Source organism: Kribbella qitaiheensis (assembly GCF_014217565.1).
Taxonomy (GTDB): domain Bacteria; phylum Actinomycetota; class Actinomycetes; order Propionibacteriales; family Kribbellaceae; genus Kribbella; species Kribbella qitaiheensis_A.
This window is the reverse complement of sequence record NZ_CP043661.1, coordinates 4,097,593-4,124,191: the sequence shown is the minus strand read 5'-3', so window position 1 is coordinate 4,124,191 and position 26,599 is coordinate 4,097,593. Positions and strand designations below refer to the sequence as shown.

Annotated in this window: 23 protein-coding genes; 6 read left to right on the top strand and 17 right to left on the bottom strand. The window is 66.0% G+C overall.

The window, feature by feature from the left end; genetic code table 11:
- Nucleotides 1–11: 11 nt before the first annotated feature.
- A complete protein-coding gene (locus tag F1D05_RS19325; RefSeq protein ID WP_185441606.1) occupies nucleotides 12–1,715 on the top strand; it encodes a recombinase family protein in 1,704 nt (567 codons plus the stop codon).
- 1,094 nt (nucleotides 1,716–2,809) lie between these two features.
- Here the strand turns inward: F1D05_RS19325 and F1D05_RS43050 are convergent.
- Together F1D05_RS43050 and F1D05_RS40435 are read right to left on the bottom strand one after the other, a co-directional pair.
- The gene (locus F1D05_RS43050) at nucleotides 2,810–3,511 is read right to left on the bottom strand and encodes a WbqC family protein (protein WP_185441605.1); all 702 of its coding nucleotides are present in this window, start codon (nucleotides 3,509–3,511) and stop codon (nucleotides 2,810–2,812) included.
- Entirely contained in the window at nucleotides 3,512–5,239 is a 1,728-nt protein-coding gene (locus tag F1D05_RS40435) for a YdcF family protein (RefSeq protein WP_246485765.1), read from the bottom strand.
- 594 nt (nucleotides 5,240–5,833) lie between these two features.
- Here F1D05_RS40435 and F1D05_RS19310 point away from each other — a divergent pair.
- Together F1D05_RS19310 and F1D05_RS19305 are read left to right on the top strand one after the other, a co-directional pair.
- Complete coding sequence (locus tag F1D05_RS19310) at nucleotides 5,834–6,190, top strand: recombinase family protein (RefSeq protein ID WP_185441604.1); 357 nt, start codon at nucleotides 5,834–5,836, stop codon at nucleotides 6,188–6,190.
- A gap of 605 nt (nucleotides 6,191–6,795) precedes the next feature.
- Nucleotides 6,796–7,662 (top strand): DMT family transporter, encoded by an 867-nt coding sequence (locus tag F1D05_RS19305; protein ID WP_206685759.1) that lies wholly within the window; start codon nucleotides 6,796–6,798, stop codon nucleotides 7,660–7,662.
- A 10-nt stretch (nucleotides 7,663–7,672) separates the two neighbouring features.
- On the opposite strand, the gene F1D05_RS19300 is transcribed toward F1D05_RS19305, so the two are convergent.
- Entirely contained in the window at nucleotides 7,673–9,019 is a 1,347-nt protein-coding gene (locus F1D05_RS19300) for a serine hydrolase domain-containing protein (protein ID WP_185441603.1), read from the bottom strand.
- Between the two features lie 132 nt (nucleotides 9,020–9,151).
- Here F1D05_RS19300 and F1D05_RS19295 point away from each other — a divergent pair, with 132 nt between their 5' ends.
- Nucleotides 9,152–12,385 (top strand): ATP-binding protein, encoded by a 3,234-nt coding sequence (locus F1D05_RS19295; protein ID WP_185441602.1) that lies wholly within the window; start codon nucleotides 9,152–9,154, stop codon nucleotides 12,383–12,385.
- 4 nt (nucleotides 12,386–12,389) lie between these two features.
- Here the strand turns inward: F1D05_RS19295 and F1D05_RS19290 are convergent, their stop codons facing one another.
- The 5 genes from F1D05_RS19290 to F1D05_RS19270 form a co-directional block, all read right to left on the bottom strand.
- Complete coding sequence (locus tag F1D05_RS19290) at nucleotides 12,390–13,016, bottom strand: TetR/AcrR family transcriptional regulator (RefSeq protein WP_185441601.1); 627 nt, start codon at nucleotides 13,014–13,016, stop codon at nucleotides 12,390–12,392.
- Between the two features lie 94 nt (nucleotides 13,017–13,110).
- Complete coding sequence (locus F1D05_RS19285) at nucleotides 13,111–13,929, bottom strand: ABC transporter permease (protein WP_185441600.1); 819 nt, start codon at nucleotides 13,927–13,929, stop codon at nucleotides 13,111–13,113.
- The gene (locus F1D05_RS19280; protein ID WP_185441599.1) at nucleotides 13,926–14,909 is read right to left on the bottom strand and encodes an ATP-binding cassette domain-containing protein; all 984 of its coding nucleotides are present in this window, start codon (nucleotides 14,907–14,909) and stop codon (nucleotides 13,926–13,928) included. Before F1D05_RS19280 ends, F1D05_RS19285 begins: the two co-directional genes overlap by 4 nt.
- A gap of 105 nt (nucleotides 14,910–15,014) precedes the next feature.
- Entirely contained in the window at nucleotides 15,015–16,331 is a 1,317-nt protein-coding gene (locus F1D05_RS19275; protein ID WP_185441598.1) for an MFS transporter, read from the bottom strand.
- Nucleotides 16,328–17,047: a GntR family transcriptional regulator gene (locus tag F1D05_RS19270; protein WP_246485764.1), complete on the bottom strand. Its 720-nt coding sequence runs from the start codon at nucleotides 17,045–17,047 to the stop codon at nucleotides 16,328–16,330. The genes F1D05_RS19275 and F1D05_RS19270 overlap by 4 nt, the downstream gene beginning before the upstream one ends.
- Before the next feature lie 285 nt (nucleotides 17,048–17,332).
- Here F1D05_RS19270 and F1D05_RS19265 point away from each other — a divergent pair, with 285 nt between their 5' ends.
- The gene (locus tag F1D05_RS19265; RefSeq protein ID WP_185441597.1) at nucleotides 17,333–18,793 is read left to right on the top strand and encodes a S8 family peptidase; all 1,461 of its coding nucleotides are present in this window, start codon (nucleotides 17,333–17,335) and stop codon (nucleotides 18,791–18,793) included.
- A gap of 50 nt (nucleotides 18,794–18,843) precedes the next feature.
- On the opposite strand, the gene F1D05_RS38965 is transcribed toward F1D05_RS19265, so the two are convergent.
- The 9 genes from F1D05_RS38965 to F1D05_RS19220 form a co-directional block, all read right to left on the bottom strand.
- Nucleotides 18,844–19,125, bottom strand: a complete 282-nt coding sequence (locus F1D05_RS38965) for a hypothetical protein (protein ID WP_206685758.1) — start codon at nucleotides 19,123–19,125, stop codon at nucleotides 18,844–18,846.
- Between the two features lie 156 nt (nucleotides 19,126–19,281).
- Complete coding sequence (locus F1D05_RS19255) at nucleotides 19,282–19,908, bottom strand: DUF433 domain-containing protein (protein WP_185441596.1); 627 nt, start codon at nucleotides 19,906–19,908, stop codon at nucleotides 19,282–19,284.
- A 121-nt stretch (nucleotides 19,909–20,029) separates the two neighbouring features.
- The gene (locus F1D05_RS19250) at nucleotides 20,030–20,461 is read right to left on the bottom strand and encodes a MarR family winged helix-turn-helix transcriptional regulator (protein ID WP_185441595.1); all 432 of its coding nucleotides are present in this window, start codon (nucleotides 20,459–20,461) and stop codon (nucleotides 20,030–20,032) included.
- Nucleotides 20,458–20,886 carry an SRPBCC family protein gene (locus F1D05_RS19245; protein ID WP_185441594.1) on the bottom strand — a complete coding sequence of 143 codons (429 nt, stop codon included), beginning with the start codon at nucleotides 20,884–20,886 and terminating at the stop codon, nucleotides 20,458–20,460. The genes F1D05_RS19250 and F1D05_RS19245 overlap by 4 nt, the downstream gene beginning before the upstream one ends.
- A 64-nt stretch (nucleotides 20,887–20,950) precedes the next feature.
- Nucleotides 20,951–21,454: a DinB family protein gene (locus F1D05_RS19240; RefSeq protein WP_185441593.1), complete on the bottom strand. Its 504-nt coding sequence runs from the start codon at nucleotides 21,452–21,454 to the stop codon at nucleotides 20,951–20,953.
- Complete coding sequence (locus F1D05_RS19235) at nucleotides 21,451–21,993, bottom strand: DinB family protein (RefSeq protein ID WP_185441592.1); 543 nt, start codon at nucleotides 21,991–21,993, stop codon at nucleotides 21,451–21,453. The genes F1D05_RS19240 and F1D05_RS19235 overlap by 4 nt, the downstream gene beginning before the upstream one ends.
- 145 nt (nucleotides 21,994–22,138) lie before the next feature.
- Complete coding sequence (locus tag F1D05_RS19230; protein ID WP_185441591.1) at nucleotides 22,139–23,671, bottom strand: acyl-CoA synthetase; 1,533 nt, start codon at nucleotides 23,669–23,671, stop codon at nucleotides 22,139–22,141.
- 149 nt (nucleotides 23,672–23,820) lie between these two features.
- Nucleotides 23,821–24,936, bottom strand: a complete 1,116-nt coding sequence (locus F1D05_RS19225; RefSeq protein ID WP_185441590.1) for a DUF5938 domain-containing protein — start codon at nucleotides 24,934–24,936, stop codon at nucleotides 23,821–23,823.
- Nucleotide 24,937: 1 nt separating this feature from the next.
- Nucleotides 24,938–25,735, bottom strand: a complete 798-nt coding sequence (locus F1D05_RS19220) for an SDR family NAD(P)-dependent oxidoreductase (RefSeq protein WP_185441589.1) — start codon at nucleotides 25,733–25,735, stop codon at nucleotides 24,938–24,940.
- A 147-nt stretch (nucleotides 25,736–25,882) separates the two neighbouring features.
- Between F1D05_RS19220 and F1D05_RS19215 the strand changes: the two genes are divergently transcribed.
- Nucleotides 25,883–26,521: a TetR/AcrR family transcriptional regulator gene (locus F1D05_RS19215; RefSeq protein WP_246485763.1), complete on the top strand. Its 639-nt coding sequence runs from the start codon at nucleotides 25,883–25,885 to the stop codon at nucleotides 26,519–26,521.
- The last annotated feature ends 78 nt before the right edge of the window (nucleotides 26,522–26,599 follow it).

Genomic DNA, 26,599 nt, shown 5'->3' with positions numbered 1-26,599 from the left:
AGTGTGTGGGTATGACGAAGTCTACGGCGGGACCGAGGCGCAGGAGTGCGAATCTTCAAGCAGGTAAGGCGAAACAGGCTGCTGTTGCCGCGCTGGTGATGGCACCTGGGGTGGCTGGGGTGGGTGCTGCGGGTGGTGGGTTGGGTGCGCGTGAGTATCTGCGGGTGTCGTCGGACAAGTCCGGGGTTGCTCGTTCGCCGGAGGAGCAGCACGATGAGAACGCTGAGGAGGCGTCGCGGGTCGGGTTTGTTCTGGGGAAGCCGTACCGTGATGACAACCGTTCGGCGTCGCGGTACAAGCAGCGTGAGCGTGAGGATTTCGAGCGGCTGATTGCGGATCTTGAGGCGGATACTTTCGGTGCTCAGGTTTTGATGTTGTGGGAATCGTCGCGGGGTAGCCGTGAGGTCGGCGAATGGGTTTATCTCATTGATTTGTGCGAGTCGCGCGGCGTTTTGATTCACGTCACGACGCATCACCGCACTTATGATCCGGCGAACGGCCGGGATCGTCGTTCGCTGATCGAAGACGCGACAGATTCCGAGTATGACGCCTGGAAGATTTCTCAGCGGTCTTTACGTGCTATTGCTGCGGATGCCCGGGCGGGTAAGCCGCATGGCCGGGTGCCGTTCGGTTACCGTCGTCAGTATGACGGGCTGACGCGAAAGTTCGTGGCGCAGGAACCGGACCCGAACGAAGCGCCGATTGTGGCGAAACTGTTCGCGCGGTTGGAGGCACGGCATTCGTTGCGGGAGATCGCCGCAGAGTTCGATCGTGAGGGATACCGGACCCGGTCGGGGAAGCCGTGGACTTCTGAGCATTTGCGCGCTCTTGCCTTGAATCGTGTCTATATCGGGGAGCGGGTTTACGATCCGGGCCGTAAAGGTGGCCTGCCGAACAAGGAAACTGTGCAGTACCTTCCCGGCCAGTGGGATGCGTTGGTGTCGCGGGACCAGTTCTTCGCGGTTCAGGAGATCTTGGCCGACAAGACGCGCAGCACCACGCGACCGGGCCGGGGCATTCATCTTGTGTCGATGATCGGTAGGTGTGGGAAGTGTGGTGGGTGTATCGCGGTCAGGTTCAAGAATGAGCGTGCCGAGTACACCTGCCATAAGCGGGGCTGTGTCAGGATCGGTAAGGCTGAGGTTGATGTTTTGGCGGAGCGCGCTATCAAGGGCTTCGTGAAGCGTAAGGATGTTTACAGCAAGTTCGCGCAGCGGTCCGGGAATGGCAAGGCGCTGAAAGCGGTTCGTGACGAGATCGCGGATATCCGCGCCGAGCATCGTGACCTTGCCGACAAGCTGGGTAGGGGTGAAATCTCTCCGATGCTCGCGGCCGGTGCAGAGCCCGGCATTCTTGCCCGTCTGCTCGCGGCGGAAGGGCGGGAGAAGGAGTTGACGACGCCTGCGGAGATGGCGGGCATTCTCGATCCGGGGCAAGACGTTGACCAGTGGTGGGAAGACGCTCCGATGTCCACTCGCCGTCTGGTGGCGCGGTATCTGCTGGTGCCGGAGTGGCTGGGGTATCTGGCCGTGCTGCCTGCCCCGTCACCGGGTCCCCGGTGCGAGCCGGAGGACCGGGTCAAGTTCCTGACCGACTGGGACCCCGACAGCATCCCGGCCCCGCCGAAGCGTCAGCAGCGGCCGACCGCGTCACAGAAGGCGGCAGCGGCTGAGAAGACGCCGACCAAGCCACGGACTAGCCGCAAGGCGCAGTGACCAGAAGCGGACGCCAAGACGCCGTGCCCGCAATCCCTGAGAAGGGGTTGCGGGCACGGCGTTTGTTGGTGCGGATGGGGTTAGCGGTGGCCGAGAAGCCGGGCGAGTAGCTCGATGAGTTCTGGGGTCGGTGCGGGTGCTGCGGCGACGACGGGCGCGACCAGTTCATCGGCTCGTTCGATGGTGAGGGCTGATCCTTCCTGCGCGGCGGTTTGTTCGGCGGTTGGCCAGCGGCCGGACTCGTCGGGTCCGGTGCGCTGGTTGGTGCGGGTGGTGGTTGCTTGTGGCTCCTTTCTCGCCGGTTGTGCGGCGCGGTTGGCGTGATGGTTCGGCTGTGTCGTGGTGGCTCACCTCCGGTGGGTAGGTTTCCGGGTGTTGCGCGCATCCATGAGCCGGGTCACCCCGGCTCGCGTGGAACGGGCCGGGCGCTGAAAACCCCCATTCAGCGCTCGGCCCATGCACTGCCTTTCGATCACCGTGAGTGATTGGCGCGGGGGCGTGTCCGTTTGTCCCGGTGCGGATGGACGTGTGCCCTTAACGTGCGGGCGAGGCCGGGATTTCGGGACGACGGGACGATCCGGGGACGATCACGTAACGTCACTGTTTCTCGGGGTGGGTGGGTCGGCGGGTTTTCCGGGGCGGGTCGCCCGCCACCTGCCTTTACTGACTTGGGTGATGACTCCGGCAGCGTGAGCGGTGCTGAGCCGTCGGGTGATGGTCCGGGCGGAGATGCCGGTGAGGTCGCGTAGCTGGGCCGGGCTGAGCCCTTCGGGTGGTGCGGTGGTCAGTGCCTGCCACAGCACCATGTCAGGGCTGGTCGGCCGGTCGTCCTTTCGTGTGGTCGCTGAGGTCGCGGTCTGTCCCGGTCCCGCCTGTGCGGCTCCTGACGGGGTCTGTGAGCCGTCGCGAGGGTTGTGGCCGGCGTGGGTCCCGGGGACGTTCGCCGAGCCGTCGCGCGACTGGTCCTGGGGCCGGTCGGTGGGGCGTGCGTTGCGTGTGGCGGTGCGGGTGATCTCCTTGTCTGTGATCCAGTAGGCGCGGGCTTTGCGGGCGGTGTCGTGACCGGGTGCCGACAGCAGGAACTTGCCGGGGGCTCAGCATGCGTGTGGAGGCTGGAGGGAGTGCTCCGAGAGCGTGCAGACGGCGCTGAGGCCTTTGCCAGAGTGCCAAATCTCAGAACTGAGCCAGTGCGGACTTTCAAAGTATTCAACGGTGAGACCAGCTTGTGTGAAAGGCGATTCGTCTAGGTAGCGTCTTCCGCCGGTACCGCACAAGTACGTCTCAGCCTGTACGGCCTGCGTTAGGTCAGCCAATCGCGATGAGCGGTCCTGCCTCACTTCAAAGTCACTGCTTCGGACTATCTGTCCATGCCATCCGACCATCTCTAGCAGAACGCGAGTCGATAGCTCTGCCACTTCGTGAAGTTGCTTGGATTCTTCAATTTGGGTCAGAACCGGCCTTAAAGCATGCTCAAGCGCGTCCCATTGTGGGCCAGTCCTAAGGTTCTGTGCGAGTATCCGGCGAACGCGTCTCGCGAGTTTGTAAGTGTCGGCAAACTCCACCCGTCGAATCTCAGTGCGCTGTCCATCGGGCAGATGCACCGGCAGGGTAAGCCAGTGCCACATTTCAGGAGTTGCGAGTGAGGCGAGCTTTGCGCGGTTCTGGTAGTCACGTCGGCAGAACTGCACATCATCAAGGATGATCCAAACATCCGCAGATAAGATCTTGGCTATCGTGCTTAGACGCGGAAGAAAGTTCGGCTGATGAATGGCGCAAATTCGATTCAACGTATGCACCTAACTCATGAGCCGCGAGGTGTATCCGGCCTCGATAAGGCGTTGGAACGCGCCTTGAATTTCCTCCGGGACCACTTGTTCTACGGCAAAGCCCATCTTCGGATACTCGATAACACGCTGCAAGTCGCCGACAAGCATATCGATAACGAGCTTTGCGTTGCCAATGTTCGAAATGTAGTCGTCAAACTTCAAGGGCTCGGATGCGCACACGACCTGCACTTCCGGCCACATTTTGCGACACGTTGCGTATGCTCGCCGTTCCATGTACGGCTTCGAGATGAGCATTACGCTGTCCGGCAGAATGCTCTCTTGCGCGAGGACCCTTTTCGACAATGTGATGTTCTGACCCGTGTTCGTGGCCTCAACATCGACCAGAATAGACGTCTCCGGAATCCCGAGCGACACGGCATGTTCCTTATAATGAACGGCCTCACCTCGCGGGAATTTAGCCTTAGTCGTCGGACTGTTCCCACCGCTGAAAACAACCACGGGGAAGAACTCTCGGCGATACAGTTCGGCCGCGTAGTCAGCAACGCCTAGGTCATGACTCCCAAGTCCGATCGCAGCGTCTACCGACTTTAACTCATGGCCCATCTGGTGATACTTCCAGATAAGCAGGGCATCTTCGAGTTGTTCGCTGGTGGGTAAGGCGGCCACGGCTAGAGGTTTCCTTCCGGGGGAGTTAGAATTCTTCTGCTTTGGTGTCGATTCAACGTCGGCGCGGATACGCCTAATGCTGACCATCTGATGAGCTAGACCGAATTTCTCAGCCAATTCGTAAGTCTGGTCTAGGAGTGCAAATCCGCTGTCACGACTTGCAGGATCCGAGCATAAGATATGAGCTTGCGCGGTACTCAAGCGAACTTGTTGCAAGGGAGAACCCAAATGGTGTCCAGTCGCAGCGATATCGATCGCCTCGGCGGCTTTGATTGGATCACCAGCGGCAAGATATGCAAGTGCCAACTTCTGATGAGAGACGCTCCACTCATCAGGTTCATCTAGAGTCTCGAAATCCTGAATTGCACGCACGATAGCCTGAACTGTCGCGTCCGACCGATCCTCAGTCAGGCGAGATTTCTTAGAAAGAGCAGTGCCAATCCAGAGCCTTGCCCTTGCACGATCAAGCGCGCCCAAACGTTCGTCATCGGCCAAAAGTTGATATTGCCGGGCGGACACCTCTAGTCCGCCTGACATCTCAGCAAGAACAGTGGTCAAAAGCTCAACCTGAGCGTGCCGCCGGTCCGCATGCAATGACTTGAAACAGGCCAGAGCCTGCCGGTACACCGAGTCTGCCGAATGGGGGCCTCGCAGAATCCCCTGATCCCGTTGAACATTTCCCAACACCACGAGACTTTGACCTTTGAGGTAAATAGTACTTTCGTCCATTCGGGCATCTTCCGCTCGGACGAGCCACCGCTGCATTAAGCGTGATGCAAACTGGAAATCCTGTCGGTCAGCATAAAGCCGAGCCCGATCAACGTCGTCCGCCCAAGAATTAACATCGACGCCATTGCCAGAGGGTAAGAATATTCCGGTACTAGGCGAATCAATCGAGCCTGTTGAACCAAGAGCGTTTTCAAAGCGCGCCTGAGCTTCTGCATCGGCCAGATGAAGCGCCGTGTCCAAGATGGCCTGCATGTGCGGTCGCGGCGTCCGGCTTTCCCCGGCGGCCTCCCACTTGGACACCGTCCTGTCAGGCACGCCCAGCAGGGCCGCGAATTCGCGCACGCTAAGGCGCAAGGCGCGTGTCCGCAGCAGCCTTGCTGACTGGCCTGTCCACTGCTCGTGCAGCTCGCTCCACCTCTCTGGGTCACTCCCATTCTGGCAGGTCAGTCCGCTTGAGGGCGACCAAAGGGCGACGGAAGGGCGGCAGACGGCCGTTATGCGCCACAAGTCCGCGAGCCAAGCTGTTTCCAGAACCGCGAGACACCAACAACCTTCGAGACTGGAAAGGGTGCGACGAGGCCAATGACGACGATCACAGACAGGCGGCGAGTTCGCGTGTGGTTCGGCAGGTCAACAATCGCTGATCATGTCGCCTGCGGAGACCTAGCGAGCGAGTACGTGATTGCCATGCGTCGACGTTTCCCTTCGCTACGGATTACGTCTGATCCCCTGCCTGACTTGCCGGACCCCAGCACTCTGCTTCCGTTGTCGTGAGTAACGAGATCACCGCGAATCTAATCCACATTGCCATATTTCTCGCTTGTTGCGGGGCAGGGTTTCTTCTAGCAGCCGCCTGGGTGCATTACAAACGCGATAGTCAATAGACTGTTTTACGGAACCCGATAAACGAGCTTTCCACCGAAAAGGAACCGGCGAATGAAGCTAGTACACGGGGATATCATGGAAATTAGAGAGAAGCAGAAGCCGTATGTCGCCGTCTACATACGGGAATTGCCAATGATGAGCGCTAGCGACTTCCGACGCGCCCGGGACGGTCTGATTCGCTTCGGCCAGTCACGCGGCTTGAAGGTAGATGACATTTTCGAAGAGAAGCTAGAAAGTGTGCCCGACGCATTCACTCAGATGATTGCAAAGCTTCAGGCCGTCAAAGGAAACGTGTTGATCATTCCCGGTGTGCACCATCTCACCGGCCTCGGAAATCACCCGATGGAAGTTCTAGCAGCCTTCCATAGTTACGGTATAGAAATCCTGATTGCCGGACACGTCGAGTAGACCGGTCAGGGTGGTTGATGTGCTTGGGGAAGGGGCGAGCCTTCCGCCTTGTTACTCGATCATTCCTGACTTCGGCGGGGCGCGTGTGGTGTGACCATTCCGCCCGACGGGAAAGAGAACCGCATGCCCCCGCCGTATCCAAGACGCAATCCTCCGCCTGCCCCTGTGTGAGCCCCCATAGTGGGCGGGGGATTGTGAACACCCCGGCATCCTCCGTGCGCGACTCCGAGCGCACGGGGAATGTCGGGCCTGACAACTGAATAGCTTTCATGTAGCGCGATTCCGTGGCCGCAACCCACTGGGACATTCCGTAATCACTCGGATACTCCCAGTAGGCGGCCGGTCGGGGTCGTGTTTTTCTGCATCCGCGCTTCGCTGGGCGAAAGTTACCAACTTGTGAGGAACAAGCAACCTCGCGCCACTGCGCCGCTTCAGTCATCGCGTCAAGACCCACGGCGGCTGGTCGGTCCGTCGCGTCGACGCCAACACCTTGGAATGGACCAGTCCCCACGGGTACCTGTTCCACGTCGACCACGACGGCACCCGTCCCATTCCCACCGCAAACCGTCGGCCAGTCCGAGGAGTCCACTCCTAGAAACTCGGTGGTGGGTGGACCCGAGTCGGGAGAGGGTGGCGAGGTGGTGGTGTTGCTGGCGGTACTCGGAGCGGCTGTGCTGCATGCGGCGTGGAACGCGATGGCGCACGGCGTACCGGACCGGCTTGGTGGGTTCGCGCTGCTCGGGTTGTCATCCGGGACGTGCGCGATTGTCGCAGTGACGGTGACCGGTCTGCCGCCTTCGAACGCTTGGCCGTACATCGTCGCGTCGGTCGTGCTGCACATCGTGTACTACTCGGGCTTGGTGGCGTCGTACAACTTCGGCCAGTTCAGCCAGGTCTACCCGCTGGCGCGCGGTACGTCGCCCTGGGTGGTCGCCTTGGTCGCGATCCTGCTCCTGAACCAGCACCTGGTCCGCTTGGAGCTGGCCGGCGTACTGCTCATCTCGGCGGGTCTGATCGCTCTGGTCTTCATCGGCGGCCGCCCGACCCGGAGCCAGGCGCCGGCGCTACTGGCGGCCTTCGGCACCGGCCTCGTGATCGCGGCGTACACGGTGGTCGACGGCATCGCTGTCCGCAAGATCCCGCTCGCCTCCTACATGGGCTGGACCTTCACCCTGCAGAACCTGATCCTCATCCTGTTCGTCCTCTGGCGCCGCGGCTTCAGCTTCCTGCGCGTCGAGAAGCGCTACCTGTACGCCGGCCTCGGTGGCGGCCTCGTCTCGCTAGCCGCCTACGGCCTGGTCCTCTGGGCCCAAACCCGTGGCGCCCTCGCAGCCATCGCAGCCCTCCGCGAAACCAGCATCATCTTCGGCGCCATCATCGGCGCCCTCTTCTTCGGCGAACGCTTCGGCCCCAAACGAGCCATAGCCGCCGCCGTAGTAGTAGTCGGCATCCTCCTCCTCAGCCTGGGCTAGCGTCGCCCGGTCAGGAGCGGGGGCCGAAGGTGAGGGGTTGGCGGGTGCAGAGGTAGGTGGCCCAGTGGAGGGTGGTGGGGGTGCCGGTGGTGTCTCGGGTGATGCGGAGGAGTTCGCCTACCTCGCGGCCCGAGGCGGTGCGGTAGAGGTCGGCGGAGATGCGTTCGAAGACGGCGGGGGCCTTGTGGGCGGGGGCGCCGGGGGCGGTTGCCTCGAGGTGGCCTTCGCGGACCGAGAAGACGAAGGGCGCGCCTTCGGAGAACCAGGTGCCGAGGACGGCGACCAGTTCGTCGGGGACCGAGGTGCCGGGGACCCACGCGGCCGGCAGGGCCGGATCGTCGTCGAGCACCTTGATCGCCAGGTCGGTGGCGAGTCCGGCCGGGTCGGGAGCCGAGGTGGAGTTCATCAGCGCGATTCCCGCCGTACCGGACGGGCGGTGCACGAAGCTGCCGGTGATGTGACCGGGCATCCCGCCGGTATGGCCGACGAAGACGCGCTCGCCGAGCCGGAGCAGCATGAATCCGAGCCCGAAGCCGAGCTGCCAACGGTCCAGATCCGCCATGATCTGCGGCTGGCACATCTCGTCGATCGTGTCCTTCGAGAGCACCTCCTCGACCGGCCCGGCGATGAACGCCATCCACTTCGCCAGGTCTTCCGCGGTACTCGCGAGCCCGCCGCAGGCGTTCATCGCACCGAGGTCGAGCAGGCCTTCCAGTTCCGGCACATCGGAGAACGGCGGAACGTAGTACCCGGTGGCCGCGGGTCCGCCGTCCATGCCGACCGTCGTCCGGCGCATCTCCAGCGGCCGCAGGATCCGGGCCTGGATCGACTCGTACCAGGACCGGCCGTCGAGCCGGGCGACGACCTCGCCGAGCAGTGAGTAGACCAGGTTCGAGTAGTGGAACCGGTGATGCGGCTTGCCGATCCGCTCGGCCTCGTTCCAGCCCGCGATCAGTTCCTCGCGGTCCGGGAACTTCATCGTGTCCCAGACATCGCCGACGGGCTCGCGCTGCATCCCGCTGATGTGGCTGAGCATCTGCCGCACGGTGATGCCCTCGTGCTTGCTCTCACCGATGAACTGCTCGAGCCGGTCGTCGAGGCTGAGCTTGCCCTCGTCGCGCAGCGCCATGATCGCGACCGCGGTGAAGGTCTTGCTGTGCGAGGCGATCAGGTACTGCGTGTCGGCGGTCGGCGTCACTCCGGGCGTCGCGAGATCGGCGGATCCCGCACCGCCGGACCAGGCCAGCCCACCGTCCCGTACGACGGCGCCCACCAGCCCGGGCACTCGATGCTTGCTCTGACGCTCGGCGATGATCCGGCTCAGATCGGACTGGGTCCTGGCGGCGATCTCGGTCACCCGGCCGACAGTAATACACCGAGGTGCATCCTGGCCCGGCAGTTCTGCCGACCCTGAGGTGTCCCGGAGAGATGACAAAAGACAGGGGAGATGAGCGGGGTGGTGTGGGAGGCTTGAGGGGTGCGCATAGCGGTGCTTGGGCCTCTTGCGATGTGGGCGGCCGACGGTAACCCGCTGGACGTCCGCGGTCTCCGCCTGCGCGGGCTGCTCGCGCGCCTGGCGCTGGACGCCGGCCGCCCGGTCGGGATCGACACTCTGGTCGACGGTTTGTGGGGCAGCGAGCCTCCGAGCGCCAACGCCCTGCAGTCGCTGGTGTCACGTCTGCGCGCCGGCCTACCCGCCACCGAATCGAGCATCTCGGTGCAGTCCGGTCCGGCCGGCTACACCCTGACGATCCCGCCAGAGTCCGTCGACGCGCTCCAGTTCCAAGACCTCGTACGCCGCGGCCGCCGGCTTCTCACGAGCGATCCCGACCAGGCCAGGGCCCTGCTCACCCAGGCCGAGCGCCTCTGGCGTGGTGACGCGCTCACGGATCTGCGCGATCTCCCCTTCGCGGGCATCGAGGCCGATCGACTGGCCGAGCTGAGGCTGGGTGCGGCCGAGGATCTGGCCGAAGCCGCCGTCACCAGCGGCCACGCGCGCGACGTGATCGCCGAGTTGGAAAGGCTCGCCCTCGCCCAGCCGCTGCGCGAACGGTTGCACGAACTGCTGATGAGAGCCCTTTACGCCGATGGCCGGCAGGCGGAAGCGTTGTCGGCTTACGAGCGGGTCCGGACGACCCTCGCCGACGAGCTCGGCGCGGATCCCGGGACCAGGCTGCGAGACCTGCATATCGCCGTACTGCGAGGGGACGCGATCGATCCGGCGGCGGTCGTCTCCGCGCCGAGCCCGGTGGCGTCGGTGCCGCGGAGCAACCTCCGGGCGCCGCTGACCAGCTTCGTCGGCCGGTCGGATGACGTCGCCGAGCTGACCAGGCTGCTCAGCAATGGCACGCGACTCGTCACCATGGTCGGTCCGGGCGGAGCGGGTAAGACCCGCCTGGCGACCGAGACCGGGCGGTCGCTGCTGGAACACGGCGGCGACGGTATCTGGTTCGTCGAACTGGCTCCGCTGGGCGATGCGGCCGATGTCGCACCGGCGATGCTGAGCGCGCTGGGCGCCAGCGAGTTCGTCGACAGCATCAAGACCTCGCTGGCGCCGACCCACCTTCCGCCCAGCCGCGCGGCGACCGAACGGCTGGTCGAGGTGATCGCGGATCGCCGTGTGCTGCTGGTGCTGGACAACTGCGAGCACCTGGTTCAGGAAGTGGCCGCCCTGGTCGATTCCCTGCTGGCCGTCTGCCCGCGGCTTCGCGTGCTGACCACCAGTCGCGAGCCGCTCAGCATTCCCGGCGAGCACTTGCACCAGGTCGGCCCACTCGGGCTGCCACCCGAAGACAGCGAGACCGACGCCTACCCTTCGATCCAGCTGTTCGTGGACCGCGCCCGCGCAGTACGGCCGGACTTCGCCGTCACCGACGGGAACAGGCAGGCCATCGGGGAGATCTGCCGCCGGCTGGACGGGATGCCACTGGCGATCGAGCTGGCCGCGGCTCGGTTGCGCGCGTTGACGCCGATGCAGATCGTCGAGCGGCTCGCGGACCGTTTTCGCTTGCTGACAAGCGGTTCCAGGACAGCCTTGCCGCGGCACCAGACCCTGCGCGCGGTCGTGGAGTGGAGCTGGGAGTTGCTCGACTGCGACGAGCAAGCCGTCGCCCGTCGACTCTCGCGCTTCTCCGGCGGAGCCACCCTCGAAGCCGCCGAACAGGTCTGCAGCGGTCCCGACATCCCACCAGAAGCAGTGCTCGGCGTGCTCGCGTCCCTCGTCGACAAGTCGCTGGTCGAGGCGGCCGCCGGTGAACGCTCGGTCCGCTACCGCATGCTCGAAACCGTCAAGGCGTACAGCGCTGAGCAACTAGCAGCGTCAGGTGAGCTGGACCAGGTGCGGCAGGCACACACGCGGTACTTCGCTGACCTGGTTCGCCAAGGCAGCAAGGAACTCCGGACCGGGTCGCAACTGCAGTGGATCGCCAGGTTCGACGCGGACAACGAGAACCTGCTCGACGCGCTCCGGACCGCGATCGACCTGGGGGAAGCCGACACGTCGATCGGTCTGGTCTCCGTGCTCGGTGAGTACTGGAACATGCGCGGCCGCCCGGCGGAGGCGGTTACCTGGTTCGAGGCCGCCTTGAATGTGCCCGGCCCGACCGATCCGGTCATCCGTGCGCACACGCTGATGATGTACTCGCTCGGCACCTTGTCCGCCGGTGGCGACATGACCGTGTCCTTCCCCAAGGCGATCCGTGGACTGGCTCAGGTCCGGCTGCTCGGCCGCCGGTACTCCGAGGTCGCCGAGGCCGGCGTCGGCCGGTTCACCAACGCCGCCTGGGCGGCGTTCCGCCGGGACAAGGCCGCCTCCTTCCGTGAGCTCGACGAGGCCCGCAGCCACGACGACCCGTGGACCCGGAACATGGCCGTGATGATGTCGGCGATGTTCCGCGAGAACGAGGGCGACGTCGATCAGATGGGCGCCGATCTGGCCTCCGCGCTCGAAGGGTTCCGCGCGCTCGGCGATCGGTGGGGGACCTCGCTGGCGCTCCGCGGCCTGGCCAGCTTCCAGGGCACCCGTGGCGACCACCAAGACGCCCATGACTCCCTGCTCGAGGCACTCAGGCTGACCGGCGAACTCGGTACCAGCGAGGGGGTGGCGCAACTGCTCGCCCAGATCGCGTTGAGCAAGGCCGAGCTCGGAGACGAGGAGGGAGCCGTCCAGGCTCTGCAGCAGGCGCGCCGGCTGGCCGAGGAGACCGGCAGCCGGGGCGGTGAGGGGATGGCGGACATCGGCCTGTCCGCGCTCGCCCGCCGGGCCGGCCGGCTGGACGAGGCGCTGAAGCTGGCCGACGCGGCGTACGCGTCGCTGGATCTGCAGGCCGAGCGGGTGGCCCCGCACGGGCAGGTGATGATGCTCAGTCAGTTGAGCCGGGTCTGGGTGGATCGCGGTGGCCTCACCGAGGCCCGCGCGTACATCGAGCAGGCGGTCGGACTCGCGTTCGGGACCGACGACATGCCGCTGGTCGCCGTGACGGTGGAGGCCTTCGCCGACGTCGGGCTGCTGGCGGGCGATCCCGAGCTGGCCGCCCGGACGCTGGGGCAGGCTGCTGTGTTGCGGGGGATGCGGACCATCCCGGACTCCGATGTCCGCCGCAGTCACGAGCGGCTGCGCGAGGCGCTCGGCGAGGATGGTTTCGAGGCCGCTTATGCGGTCGGCGCCGCGTTGAGCCGCGACGAGGTGAAGGCCGAGCTGCGGGCCCGGGTCGCGCCGGCCTGAGCGGTCAGCTCACCATCAGCGCGACGGCCAGGTTGCGGAGTGCCTCCTGTACGCCGGTCTCCGGCGGGCGCGGGTCGGCGAGCATCCAGTCGTAGACGACGGTGTTGACCGCGCCGATGAAGCACAGGCCGAGGAACCGGAAGTCCTTCGGCCCGATCTCCTGCCGGGCGACGGCGGAGTCACCGACCTGGACGATGCTGGAGATCAGCAGTTCGCGGAAGGCGATCCGCTGCTCCTCCACCGCGGGGCTGATGCCGACCACTTCGACGAACGAGATCCGGGCCCGGCGCGGGTCGCTCATGATGGTCTCGAGGTAGCCGTCGACAGCCGCGACGATCCGTTTCCGGACCGGCGCGCCGGCGGTCGCGGCCAGCGCCTCGCCGGTACTACGGACGCCGACCTCGATCAGCTGGGCGTGCACCGCGAGCAGCACGGCTTCCTTGTTCTGGAACTCGTGGTAGAAGTGCCGGGTCGACACTTTCGCCTGTGCACACAGGCGTTCCACCGAGGTCGCCGGGTAGCCGTCGGTCCCGAACAGCTCCAGCGCCGCGTCCAGCAGACGCTCCCGTCGTGCCGCCTTCCACTCGTCGACCGAGCGCCCGGAGTAGCGGCGTACGGAGGGTTCGCTCATTGCACCTCTTGTCGATACCCCGTGCCTGAACCCTTGTCATCTTAGCCAGATCGGCTCTGGACATTCAGATGATGAGAAAGAAGTGCAAGGGATGTCAGGTACGGCGGCGGTAGGCGCGGATCGCCAGGGGGGCGAACACCGCGATCAGCCCGATCATCCAGGCGAACGTGATCAGCAGCGGCTTCTGGACGTCTCCGCCGAGCATCAGGCCGCGCATCGTGTCGACCAGGTACTTGACCGGGTTCACGTTCACGAAGGCCTTCAGGAAGCCCGGCAGCGTGTCGGTCTGGACGAACACATTGCTGCCGAAGGTGAGCGGGAACATCACCAGGAACGCGACCCCCTGGACACCCTGCGCGGTCTTCAGCGTCAGGCCGAGCCAGACCCAGATCCAGCACATCGACAGCGCGAACCCGAGCACGATCAAGCAGGCGAGCAGCCCGTTCGCGACGCCGTTCTCGAACCGGAAGCCGAGCACGAAACCGGTGGTCATCAAGATCACGATCGACAGCGTGTAGCGGACCGCGTCACCGAGGACTGCGCCGATCAGTGGCGCGACCCGGGCGATCGGCAGGCTCCGGAACCGGTCGAAGACTCCCTTGGCGAAGTCGTCGTTCAGCCCGACGCCGGTGCCCATGGTCGAGAAGACCACGGTCTGGACCAGCAGGCCCGGCAACAGGTACGGCAGGTAGTCGTGCCAGGTGCCGCCGTTGGCGATCGCCCCACCGAAGACGAACAGGAACAGCACCAGGAAGATGATCGGCTGGAACGTCACGTCCGCCAGCGCTTCGGGGTTCTGCTTGATCCGGACGATGTTGCGACAGGCCAGCGTCAGGCTCTGCTGGGCCCAGGCGAACGGCCTGCTCCGGTGCTCCGGTCGGGTGGCGGCCGGTTCCAACGTGGCGGTGCTCATCGGACCGCTCCTTCCAGTACTACGGTGTCTTGGACGGCGGCGTGGCCGACCAGGGCGAGGAACACCTCGTCGAGGCTGGGCAGCCGCAGGGACAGTTCGGTGACGGCGATCCCGGCCTCGTCGAGCCGGCGAACCACCACCGGCATCGAGGTGCCGTCCGGGACCGGCACGCTGACCAGGGCGTTCACCACGTCGACCTTCGGACGAACCCCGACCGACTCGGCGACGATCGCGGCGACCCGCTCGAGGTGACCCGGCTCGGCCGGTCGTACGTCGAGGGTCTGCCGGCCCGCCTGCGCCTTGAGCTCGGCCGGACGGCCGGAGGCCACCACCTTGCCCTTGTCGAACACCATGATCGAGTCGGCCAGCGCATCGGCCTCTTCCAGGTACTGCGTGGTCAGCAGCACGGTGGTTCCATCGAGGACCAGGTTGCGGATGGTCTCCCACACCCCGTTGCGGGCGTGCGGGTCGAGACCCGTGGTTGGCTCGTCGAGGTACAGGATGCTCGGGTTACCGACCAGGCTCGCGGCCAGGTCGAGGCGGCGCCGCATCCCGCCGGAGTAGGTCTTGGCGATCCGGTCACCGGCGTCGGAGAGCTCGAACCGCTCCAGCAGTTCGCCCGCCCGGGCCTTGGCCTGGGCCCGGGGCATCCCGAGCAAGCGGCCGATCATGGCCAGGTTGCGCCGGCCGGACATGTCCTCGTCGACCGACGCGTACTGGCCGGTCAGGCCGATGATCTCGCGGACCCGGGAGGCCTCGCGGACGACGTCGAACCCGCCGACCGTCGCGTGCCCGGCGTCCGGCCGCAGCAGCGTGCCGAGGATCCGGACCGCCGTGGTCTTGCCGGCGCCGTTCGGACCGAGGACACCGAGCACGGTGCCGGTCGGCACGGTCAGGTCCACGCCGTCCAGCGCAGTGGTGGTGCCATATTTCTTGACCAGACCTTCGGCCGAGATGGCGACCTGGTTCGTAGTGGACATCGGTTCCTCCCAGATGACTGTTTCCGGGACAACCGTGCGCCTTGCCGCTGGTACCGGCCTGGCACTCGGCTGAGAACCCGTCTCAGCCGATGCCAGCGGCTGATATCAGCTGGTGAGGGGGACGACCTGATTGGCGCGGAGCGCCTCGTAGACCTCCGGGTTGTACCTGGCCAGCGTGGCGCGGGCGCGGCGGCGGTACCGCAGGATCTGCACCGTCCCGATCGCCCACAGCACGTACTGGAAGGTAAGCGCCCACTTGAAGTCGCCGATGGTCTGCGTCGCTCCGCCCGACGATGCGTCCAGCAGTACGCCGACCATGCCGATGCAGATCAGCGTCGCGATGAACCCGCCGGTGTTGACCATCCCGTTGGCGGCGCCGAAGCGGGTCGACGGGTTGAAGGTCCGCGCGTAGTCCAGCCCGAGCATCGAGCCGGGGCCACCGGCTGCCTGTACGACGATCAGCAGGAGCAGCACCGGCATCGGAGCCCGCCCGGGCCACGCCAGTACTACGGTCCACATCGTCACGGATCCCGCGATCACCGCGAGGACGATCCAGGACCGGTAGAAGGGGAACTTCGCGGCGTACCGGCCGACCAGCGGGCCGTAACAGAGGCCGGCCAGCACGGGCAGGATCAGCAGGGACGCCGCAGTCGTCGGAGCGAGGCCTTCGCCCCGGACGAGGAACGGGTAGCCCCAGAGCAGGCCGAACGTGGAGCCGGAGAAGCTGGTGGTGAAGTGCGTCCAGAGGCCGAGTCGTGTGCCCGGCTCCCTCCAGGCCCTGCGCAGGTTGTGGCGCACCTCCGACAGCGACTGCTTCGTGCGGTGCAGCGGCTCGTCGTACGGGCTGTTCCTCAGCAGGAAAATCACCGCCAGCCCTGTGACCAGGCTGAGCACGCTCGCGCCGGCGAAGGTGGCGGTCCAGCCGAACGCGCTGAACGCGGCGGCCATCGGCACGGTCGACACGATCGCGCCGATACCGCCGAGCATTCCGGTCGCCTGCGACATCACCGGCTGCCGGAGCGCCGGGAACCAGGACATCACGACGCGGAGGACGCTGATGAACACGAGTGCATCGCCGACACCCAGTACTGCGCGGGCCGCGAGCGCTGCGGGGTACGAGTCGACCAGGCTGAATGCGGACTGGGCGACGAAGAGCAGCCCGGACGCGGCGATCAGCAGTCGCCTGGATCCGTAGCGGTCCAGGAGAATGCCGACGGGCACCTGCATGGCGGCGTACACGGTCAGCTGGACGACGGTGAAGCTGGCGAGCGCGGAGGCGGAGATGTGGAACCGCTCGGCCGCCTGCAGACCGGCGACGCTCATCGAGCCGCGGTGGAGGACGGTGACGAGGTAGGTGAAGACAGCCGTCGCCCACACCGCCCAGGCCCGACGACCGCCCAGGGGGAAGAGGAGCTCGGTCACTGCAGGCTCCGCAGATCCGCCGCGGCGACGTGGATGTGCGCGATGACGAGCTCGCGGAACCGCTTGGGGCTGTTCCCGCAGAGGGCGTCGATCATCTCCTGGTGCGCGGCGATGGACTTGTCCATCCGGGCCGGCTGGACCTCGATACCGGGTACGCCCATCCGGACCTGCCGGTCGCGGAGGCTGTTGTACAGCCTGGCCAGGATCTCGTTGCCGGCGGCACCGACGATGGCCTCGTGGAAGGCCCGGTCGGCCTCCAGGAAGCTCTTCGCGTCGCCGGCCTTCTTGTACTTGCGCATCTCCTGGACCAGCGGGACCAGCTTCTCGACCAGCTGCTTGCGCCGCGGCCAGACCTTCGCGGCGGCGTGCGTCTCGATCAGCTCGCGCGCCTCGAGGACGTCGTTGATCTCCTGCGGCAGCACCGGCAGGACCAGCGCGCCCTTCTTCGGGTACAGCTTGACCAGGCCGGACTCCTCCAGCCGCAGCAGCGCCTCGCGGACCGGAGTACGGGAGACTCCCACCGCGGTGGCCAGCTCTCCCTCGGTCAGCAGCTCGCCGCCGGGGTAGACCCGGTCCAGGATCGCTGCCTTCACGAACGCGTAAACCCGCTCGGCGGCCGGAATCCGCTCCACGGCCGGTCCCGCCTCCGCGACGATCCGCGCGATCTCGATCGTCTCGTCCCCCAGCACCACCTTCGCCGGCACTTGTTCCGGCACCCCGTTACTCAACTCACCCTCACATATGCATCTGGTATCTCTGTTGTATCTATCTTACACGCAACCCCATGGTGCCCGGCGAGGCTGTTGACTCCACAGGTTGTCCACAGGGCCGTCCACAGCTGTGGGCAAGGAGGTCACTGCGGAGGGTGACGGTCGGGACTGTGGGTAGTGGTTGGTGCAGGGTTTCCCGTGTGTTCGGAGGGTGGCGACGTCGGTGCCGACGAAGCGCTCTAGAGTCGCGAGAGCGTTTCCGTCCACTCGCTGTCGCCCCAAGGAGAGAGTGTGTCCCGAAGTTTTGGTACCCGCCGGCTGAGTGCCGGACTGGCTGTGCTCGCGTTGGCGTTCACCACGGCCGGCGCCGCAACCGCCGCACAGGCCGCGCCGTACGCGCCGGCCGGATCCACTACGGCAGCGGCCGAGCCCGGTCCGCTGATGAACTACGCGGTCAACACGAAGGCCAGTTACCCGCACGTGAAGCGCGTCGAGCAGGCGGTCAAGGCCGCCGGCGGCACCGTGGTCCAGTCGTACGCCCAGATCGGCGTCGTGATCGCGCAATCGACCAACCCGGACTTCCGTACCGACGTACGGGTCGGCCGCAACGGCCGCGAGGTCCAGTCGGTCGGTGCCACCCGGACTGCCGCTGTCAGCGAAGGCCCGGTCGGCTCCGCTGCCGGCGTCAAGCTGACTTCGGCCAAGGGGCTGATGGCCGGCGAGGCCGCTCCGGTCGCGGATCCGCGCGAGGCCGAGCAGTGGGACATGAAGCAGATCAAAGCTGACCTGGCCCACAACGTCACCGACGGCTCCCGCCGCGTCCTGGTCGGGATCAACGACTCCGGTGTGGACGACACCCACCCGGACCTGGCGCCGAACTTCGACGCCAGCGACTCGGTCAACTGCATCAACAACGGTGTGCCCGACACCACCGCCGGCGCCTGGCGGCCGACAACCAGCTCGCACGGCACGCACGTGGCCGGCACGGTGGCCGCGGCCCGCAACGGCGTCGGCATCGTCGGGGTCGCCCCGGGTGTGCGGATCGCGTCGGTGAAGGTCGTCAACGACGATGGGTTCATCTACCCGGAGTACGCGATCTGCGGTTGGATCTGGGCCGCTCAGCACCACATGGACGTGACGAACCACAGCTACTACATCGACCCGTGGGAATTCTGGTGCAAGGACAGCGGCGACCAGGGCGCGGTCCAGGAGTCGGTCCGGCGCGCGGTCGAATTCGCCACCAAGAAGGGCGTGCTGTCCGTCGCGGCGGCCGGTAACTCCAACTACGACCTGGCCAACAAGACCACCGACAACGGCAGCCCGGACGACAGCACCCCGGCACCGCGGCAGCTCGACAACAGCTGCCTCGACATGCCGACCGAGCTCCCCGGCGTGATCACGGTCGCCAGCACCACCCAGGCGAAGGCACGGAGCAGCTTCTCCAACTTCGGCCTGAACAAGATCGACGTGGCGGCTCCCGGTAGCGGCATCCTGTCCACCCTCCCGGGTGGCGGCTACGGCACCATGAGCGGTACGTCGATGGCATCGCCGCACGTCACCGGCGTGGCCGCCCTGATGAAGTCGACCCACCCGTGGTGGACCCCGCGCGACCTGGAGAAGGCGCTCCGCAAGGAAGCCGACGACACCGCCTGCCCGACCACCCCGGACGCCCGCTGCACCGGCACCACCGCCAACAACGCCTTCTACGGCGAAGGCATCGCAGACGCGCTCGACGCGGTAACCCGCCACTGAAAGCTGAGCCAGGGGGCCCTCCGCCCAGGACCCCCTGGCTCCTGTCTTTGTCAGCGGGGCCAGTAGCGTGGTGGGGACTTGGCTGGGTCTGTGACTTCGTGGCGGCCGCGCGGATCGAGGCCGTTGATCCGGACCAGCCGTTGGCCGGTTGCTTTGGTGAGATCTGCCATCACCAGCGGCATCGAGGCGATCAGTGCGCCGAGCGCAAGAGCCAGGCCTGACAGTCCCAGGTCGTAGCGTTGGCCGTAGCGGACGTGGTGCAGGCCGCTCTTCTTGATGGCGTCCGTCTCATCAGGATCGTCGAGCTGGCTGGCGTCGTTCGTGACCAGCACCTCGAAGCCCCGGGTGGCGGCGTCGCGTAGTACGAAGCAAGTCTTTCTTGCTGCTCCAGCCCAGGCTGTGGACGTGGTGGACCTGGTGGTTGCGGAGGACGCGTTGCAAGGGCTCCAGGCTTTGCGATGCAACGTCTTCGTCGAGCAGGACGCGCATCAGGCTGGGCGGCGCCTGTTGAAGCGGTCGAGGTAGCCGGCGAAGTCGGCAGCGTCGTGGGCGGCCGGTGCGTTGACGGCTGGGTAGTAGTCGGCGATCTCGGCTGCCGGCACTCCGGATCGCACCAGGCCGGCGATCAGGTCGAACGGCACTCGGGTCCCGGACACCACCGGATGACCGCCCCGGATCTCAGGGTCGATGAGGAGATTCTGGCGTGGACGCAGTAGATCAGGGACGACGGTGGCGTCGGTAGGGAACGATCGCAGTACCGCCGCCATCAGGACAGTCGTCACCCGCTGGCCGGGCCGCCCGACCAGGTCGACGGTCTCCTCCGCGTCCACCAGCACCACGCTGTTGCCCTGAGCCACCAATCGGTACTGCGAGAGATGGCCGAACTCGCCGAGCTCGGCCAAGGTCTCGAGTGCACGCCGGATGCGCTGCAAGGAGATCTGCTCCTGGCGCAGATAGACCGTGGTTCGCAGCGCCACCACATCGCGGAACGAATAGCGCACCGGGCGAGCGGACACCTCGGGAACGAGGATCGGACCGGCAGGTCGTCGCCAGTAGGCGAGCTGCCGGATGGAGGCGCCCGAAAGAGCCGCCGCCATCCGTGTCTTGTAAGCCACCCGTTCCACCCCCTTGGTCGTCCTGACGATGGTAGCCCCCGGAAGGCGTCTCACGCGGACGCCTTGTGGACAACGATCCCCGATCCGCCGAACTGCCCCGGGATGCCCGGGGTTTCCCCGGCTAGGGCTCTGTCAGAGCGGTGAGGGTGGTGAGAAGGCTGGGCGTATTGATCGGCGTGAAGAAGGATTCGTCGGTGGATTCGACGAGGGTTATTGCCTGGCGGGCCAGGGATTTGCCGGTGGGGGTGGGGTGGACGGTTTTGGCTCGGGCGTCGGTGGGGGAGGGGTGGCGTTCCAGGAGGCCCTTGGATTCCAGGGTTTTCAGGACCTGGGAGGTCATTTTGATGTCGGTGCCGGCCTGGGTGGCGAGGTCTTGCTGGTTGGGGGTGTGGCCCTGTTCGGTCAGCCACCAGGTGCAGGCCAGGAGGACGAACTGGACGTGGGTTAGGTCCAGTGGGGCGAGGGCGGCTGTTACTGCGCGTTGCCAGCGGAGGGTTACGTGCCAGAGGAGGAAGCCGGGGCTTTCGGCGGGGCCGCCCGCATAGCGGGTCACGCGAGGGTGAGCTTGCCGGCGTACGCGATCAGGCCGTCCATTGCTTCCGGGAAGTCGGAGGTGATCTCGGGGCCGATCTGAGGGCCGATCTCGTCCGCGGAAGCGCCGGTGATCTCCAGCAGGTGGACGATCCGGGTCCCGCCGTCAGGCAGGTCGGAGAGAGTGTGGCTGAAGCGCAGGGTGACGCCGCCGAAGGATGTCTCGTCGGCGTACCGGGTGTTCTCGATGATCTCCACGATCGTCGAGGTGATCGGGTCCTGGCCGATCGGCGTCATCGCGACGGTGCTGCCGACCTCGAACGGACCGGCCAGCTTGATCTGCTGCATCGAGGTGTCCCATTCGGTCCAGCTGTCGATATCGGCCAAGGCCTGCCAGACAACGCTCCGCGGTACGGCGGTCTCGGCGGTGTGCTCGTGAATCCACATGTCAGCTCCTCCAGATTTAGTCTGCGCACAGATTATCCGTGCGCAGACTAAACCGCAAGAGGAGCTAGCCGGTCTTGCCGTCCAGCAGTTCGCGGATGATGTCGAGATGACCGACGTGCCGTGCGGTCTCCTCGATCATGTGGCAGAGGATGTACCGCACCGAGGCCTGATCTCCGCGGGGATCAGGTGCCCGCTGCACGTCGTCGAGGGAGAATCCGGCGACGATCTCGTTCGAGCGAGCGCACTCCTCGTCATACTCGTCCAGCAGCCGGGCGAGCGGGACGCCGGCCACCATCATCTCCTCGTTCCGGGGACCGCCCTCGGTCCACGGCGTCTGGCCGGTGTCCGGAACGCCGAGCAGATCCTCGTGGAACCAGGAGTATTCGATCCAGCGCAGATGCGACACGATGCCCGCGACCGTCATCAACGGCGATGTCCGCAGTAACGGCCTGTACGCCGCCGCCTCGTCGAGTCCCTCGCACTTGCCGCGAACGAGAGACCGTTGCAGGTCGAGCCAGCCGGTGAGTTGAGTCCGCTCGTCGCCGGTCAACGGCGGCCGTGCCGTCACGCGGGCTGCTCCGGAGACAGCCGGTCGTAGCTGGTCGAGCCGTCCAGCAGTTCGCGGATGATGTCGAGGTGGCCCAGGTGCCGCGCGGTCTCCTCGATCATGTGGCAGAGGATGTACCGCAGCGACGCGGCTTCCCCCTTCACGGCGTACAGGCCCTGTTCCACGGCATCCAGGGACAGATCGGCGATCGCGGCGTTCGAGCGCGCGCACTCGGCGTCGTACTCGTCCAGCAACTGAGCGATCGGTACGTCGTCGACGGCCATCTCCACATCGGGATGGCCGTCCTCGGTCCACGGCGTCTGGCCGGTGTCCGGTACGCCGAGGAGGTTGAGCTGGAACCAGGAGTACTCGTTCCAGCGCAGGTGGGCCACCAGGCCGGCCATCGTCATCAACGGCGAGGTCGGCAGCAGGCTGCGATGCGCGTCGGTCTCGTTCAGGTCTTCGCATTTCATCCGGACGAAGGATCGTTGCAGATCCAGCCAGCCGGTGAGTTGGGTCCGCTCGTCAGAGGTCAGCGGGGGACGCTTCACTACGGTCATTCAAAGCTCCAAGAAGGTGATCGGAGCTGCCCGGTCTCAGCCGCGGGCGCGGCGACGGACAGGCAGCACGACGGGAACACTCGACATCGCGCTCACCTCCCTTCCGTCGTTCGACCGCAACCATAGCGCCCTCGGAGCGCACCGCCTACTGATTTAGCAGGCGTGCCTTCACCTCGTTCTTGAGCACCTTGCCGACCTTCGACCGGGGCAGGTCGTCCCAGACGATGACCTGCTTGGGCGTCTTCACCCCGCCGAGCCGGCTCTTCACGAAGTTCCGTACCTCGGACTCGGTGACGGTCAGTCCGGGATGCAACTGCAGTACCGCGGTCACGCGCTCGCCCCACTTCTCGTCGGGCATCCCGATGACGGCGCAGTCGCGTACGGCCGGATATGCCATCAGCGCCTGCTCGACCTCGGCCGAATAGACGTTGAACCCGCCGGTGATGATCATGTCTTTCGCTCGATCCACTATGTAGAGGTAGTTGAACTCGTCGAGGAACCCGATGTCCCCCGTGTGATGCCATCCGTACTGCGAGGCTGCCGCCGTCGCCTCGGGGTTCTGGTAATAACCGGCCATCACCAGCGACCCCCTGACGACGATCTCGCCCCGCTCACCACGTTCGGCCAGTAGTCCGTCGTCGGTCATGATCGCCACCTGGGTGAGCGGACTCGGCCGGCCGGCGGAGGTGAACCGCTCGACGGCCATCGACCCGTCGGCGTGGAAATGGTCGGCCGGCGCCATCGTGGCGATCATCATCGGCGCCTCGCTCTGGCCGAACAGTTGCGCCATCACCGGGCCGATCCGGGTCAGGGCCTCTTCCAGCCGGGCCGCCGACATCGGCGCGGCGCCGTACCAGAAACACTGCAGGGAGCTCAGATCCGTTGCAGGTAAGGCCTCGTGGGAGAGCAGCATGTAGATCAGCGTCGGCGGCAGGAACGTGTGCGTGACCCGGTGCCGTTCGATCAAGGCGAGGAAGTCGGCCAGATCGGGCGCGGGCATGATCACCACCTCGCCGCCGAGGGTGAGGATCGGGAAGCACAGCACGCCGGCCGCATGCGTCAGCGGCGCCAGCGCGAGATACACCGGCCGGCCGTCGAACGGGTAGCCCATCAGGGTGATCGCCGACATGGTCTCCAGGTTCCGCCCGGTCAGCATCACCCCCTTCGGCCGGCCGGTCGTCCCACCGGTCCCGACCAGCAAGGCCGTGTCGTCGAGCGGCGCGGCCTCCCACGGGTCATCCGGTACGCCGTCCAGCCAGTCGGCGAGGCTCGTTGCTATTGGCAAGGAGTCGTCCAGGCAGATCACCGTGGTCAGCTTCGGCAGGTCGGGCAGGATCCGTTCGACCAGAGGGAGGAAGACGCGCTGGAAGATCAGGCAGGTGCAGTCGAAGGAGTCCAGTAGTTCACGGTTCTCCGGCGCCTCGTTGCGGGGATTGATCGGGCACCAGATCGCGCCGGCCCGGGAGATCCCGAAGACGCAGGCGAAGGAGATCGGGTTGTTCGCCGACAGGATCGCGACCTTCTCGCCTGCCGAGATCCCGGACTTCTGCAGAGCGTGAGCGACCTGGTAGGAGAACTCCTGGACCTCGGCGTAGCTCAGGCTGGTGCCGTTCATCGTCAGGCAGGGCTCGGCCGGCCCGAGCGAAGCCCCCTTGTCGAGGTAGTCGAACAGTCGCACGCCATCTCTCCCAATGCGCAGTTCCCCAGACCGAACGGTGGATCAGGTGCAGGTGCGGGAGCGCCCGGGGGGTGGGTAGAACTCCCGCACCTGGTCCTGGTGTCCCGCGCCGGGTACGCCTTATGCCATGGCGACCCCGGCGCGGGCGATCAGTGGTGGATGGTCACGACCGGTTCGAGTACGAGCCCGAAGCTGCGCAGTACGCCGAGCAGTTCGCGGTGCCCGAAGGCCTGGCAGGCCGAGGCGAGTCCGGCGCGACGTGGCGGCTGCTGGAGCAAGGAGTACGCCGCGTACGCCTGGAGTGCGCCGGTCTGCTTGTAGTTGCTGTTGCCGTGGATCACGCAGTGTGCGCGCCCGAGCGGCCCCGACGCGTGGACGGAGTCGAGCGAGGTGTTGATCCGGGGGTTCTCCCGGGGCGGCATGCTGGCCTGGACCGAGGCCGCGACCTCACCGAGCGCGGCATCCTGCTGGTCGAGGGGAAGCGTCTTGATCTGGCTCTCGACCATCTTCACCGCCTCGACCACGCCTTGCATGACAGCCCGGTCGAAGACGCCGCCGGCCACCTTGACGTTGGCCACCCGGGGGTCGTTCTTGAACCACACCGGGTGGCTCGTCCCACCCCAGGGCAGCGCGAGGGCACTCGCATGCTGACCCGGAACGTTCACCTCGAAGGTGGTCAGTGGGTCCCACTTCACCAGTTCGTTCTGCTCGAGGTAGTGCCAGTCCGCCTTCAGGATGGTGAAGATCGTCTGGGTCGACGCGTAGGTCGGGAAACCCTTCCACAGCACGAGAATGTCGAGCGTGTCGAGACCCGGCGTCTCCAGGCAGATGTTCGCCGCGATCTCGCCCGTCGTGTACATCTGGGCGACGCCCGGCGACAGCAGCAGGCCCTGCGCGGCGAACTTGTCGCCCCAGCCCTGCTGCGCGTCGAGCATCCAGTCCTGCTCGCCCGTGGTGTCGAGGTAGTGACAGCCGGCCGCGAGAGCGGCCTCGACCACGTCCGGCCCGTACTTCACGAACGGGCCGACCATGTTGCTGACCACCTTGGCGCCACGGAACAGGTCCGTCAGCGCGCTCACCTCGTGCTCGACCTCGACCACCTCGTGGTCGACGGTGTCGATGCCGGGGACCTTGTCGAGCACCTCCTGGATCCGGGCCTTGTCCCGCCCGGCCGCGATGAACGGGACGTTGAACTCGCGCAGGTACTCGCAGACGAGGCGTCCGGTGTAGCCGGAGGCGCCGTAGACGACGACGGGTTTGGTCATCTCACATCCCCATTCCGCCGTCGACCGGCAGCCCGATGCCGGTGATGAACTTGGCCGCGTCGGAGGCCAGGAACACGACCGCGTCGGCCATGTCGCCGACCTCGCCGAGCCGGCCCAGCGGGGTCAGGCCGATCACATCGCCCACGGCGGCCTCGGCCGACGGCCAGAGGCCGAGCGTGACCATGTCCGCCGCGAGCTTCATCCCCATCTCGGTCGGAACCAGACCGGGATAGACACAGTTCACCCGTACGCCGTAGCCGAGCTTGCCGGCCTCCATCGCGGCCACGCGGGTCAGCCGGTCGACGGCCGACTTGGTCGCGGAGTACCCGGCGATGCCCGGGAAGGGGATCGTCGCCGCCACGCTGGAGATGTTGACCACCGAGCCACCAGACCCCGCCGGTCCACCCGGGCGCATCGCCCGGAACGCGTGCTTCACGCCGAGCGCGGTGCCGAGCACGTTGATCTCCAGCATCTTGCGGATGTCGGCCGGATCGAGGTCGACGACCAGGCCGGACAGTTCGACACCGGCGTTGTTCACCACGATGTCCAGGCCGCCGAGCTCACCGATGGTGGCAGTGATCGCCGCTTCCCAGTTCGCATCGTCGGTGACGTCCAGCGGCACGAAGGCGGCGGTCGCACCGGCGTCCTTCAGGCTGTCCGCTGCGGCCTTGCCGAGATCCTCGGCGGTATCTGCGATCACTACCGACGCGCCCGCCTTGGCCAGCGCCTCTGCCATTCCCTGACCGAGGCCGCGAGCGCCCCCGGTCACCAGTGCCTTCCGTCCGTTCAGGTCGTACATGCACCTCTCCTCCCCGCTGTTTGCGGTGCCCGATCACCGGTGAGGTGCGGTGACCGGGCGATAGACACAGAGTTGTGGACTTCTGGACAGTCGTCAAGAGTTCCTTGGACAACTGTCAAGAAATCGCCGGCCGGGGTAAAGTCGAAGGTGACCGATGGAGGCCTGATCGTGACCGAGGTGACCGATCGCATCTCGCGCCGGCAGGTGGACAAGTTCGCGGAGCGTCGCTCCCAGCTGGCCGCCTCGGCGCTGCAGACGCTGTCCCAGCTCGGTTATGCCCGCACCAGCCTGCGCGAGATCGCGCAGAACTCGGAGTTCTCGCACGGGGTGCTGCACTACTACTTCCGCGACAAGGTCGAGCTGATCACGTACTGCGTGAAGCTCTACAAGGCCGAGTGCGTCACGCGGTACGACCAGATCGTCGCGACCGTCGAGGAAGCCGAGCAGCTGAAGGTCGACTTCGGCGCCGCACTGGCCGTCACCTGCGAAGAAGACGCCCACATGCATCGCCTCTGGTACGACCTGCGCAACCAGTCCTTGTTCGAAGAGTCCTTCCGCGAGGACGCCCTGGAGATCGACAGATCACTCGAGCAGATGATCTGGCGCATCGTCACCACCTACGCCGAGTTGGCCAAGCGCGAACTCGCGGTCTCCTCCGCAACCGCGTACGGCCTCCTGGACGGCCTCTTCCAACAGGCCCTCTTCCGCCACCTCGCCGGCGACGAGTCCGCGCTACCCACCCTCCGCACAGCCACCGAACAAACCCTCCCCAAATTCCTCACCTGATCCCGCGCGACGTACCGGCCCCGCCCCCGCCGACTTGCACCGCTTGCCCAAGGTGGCGCCGCGAGCTAGGCCCACCGA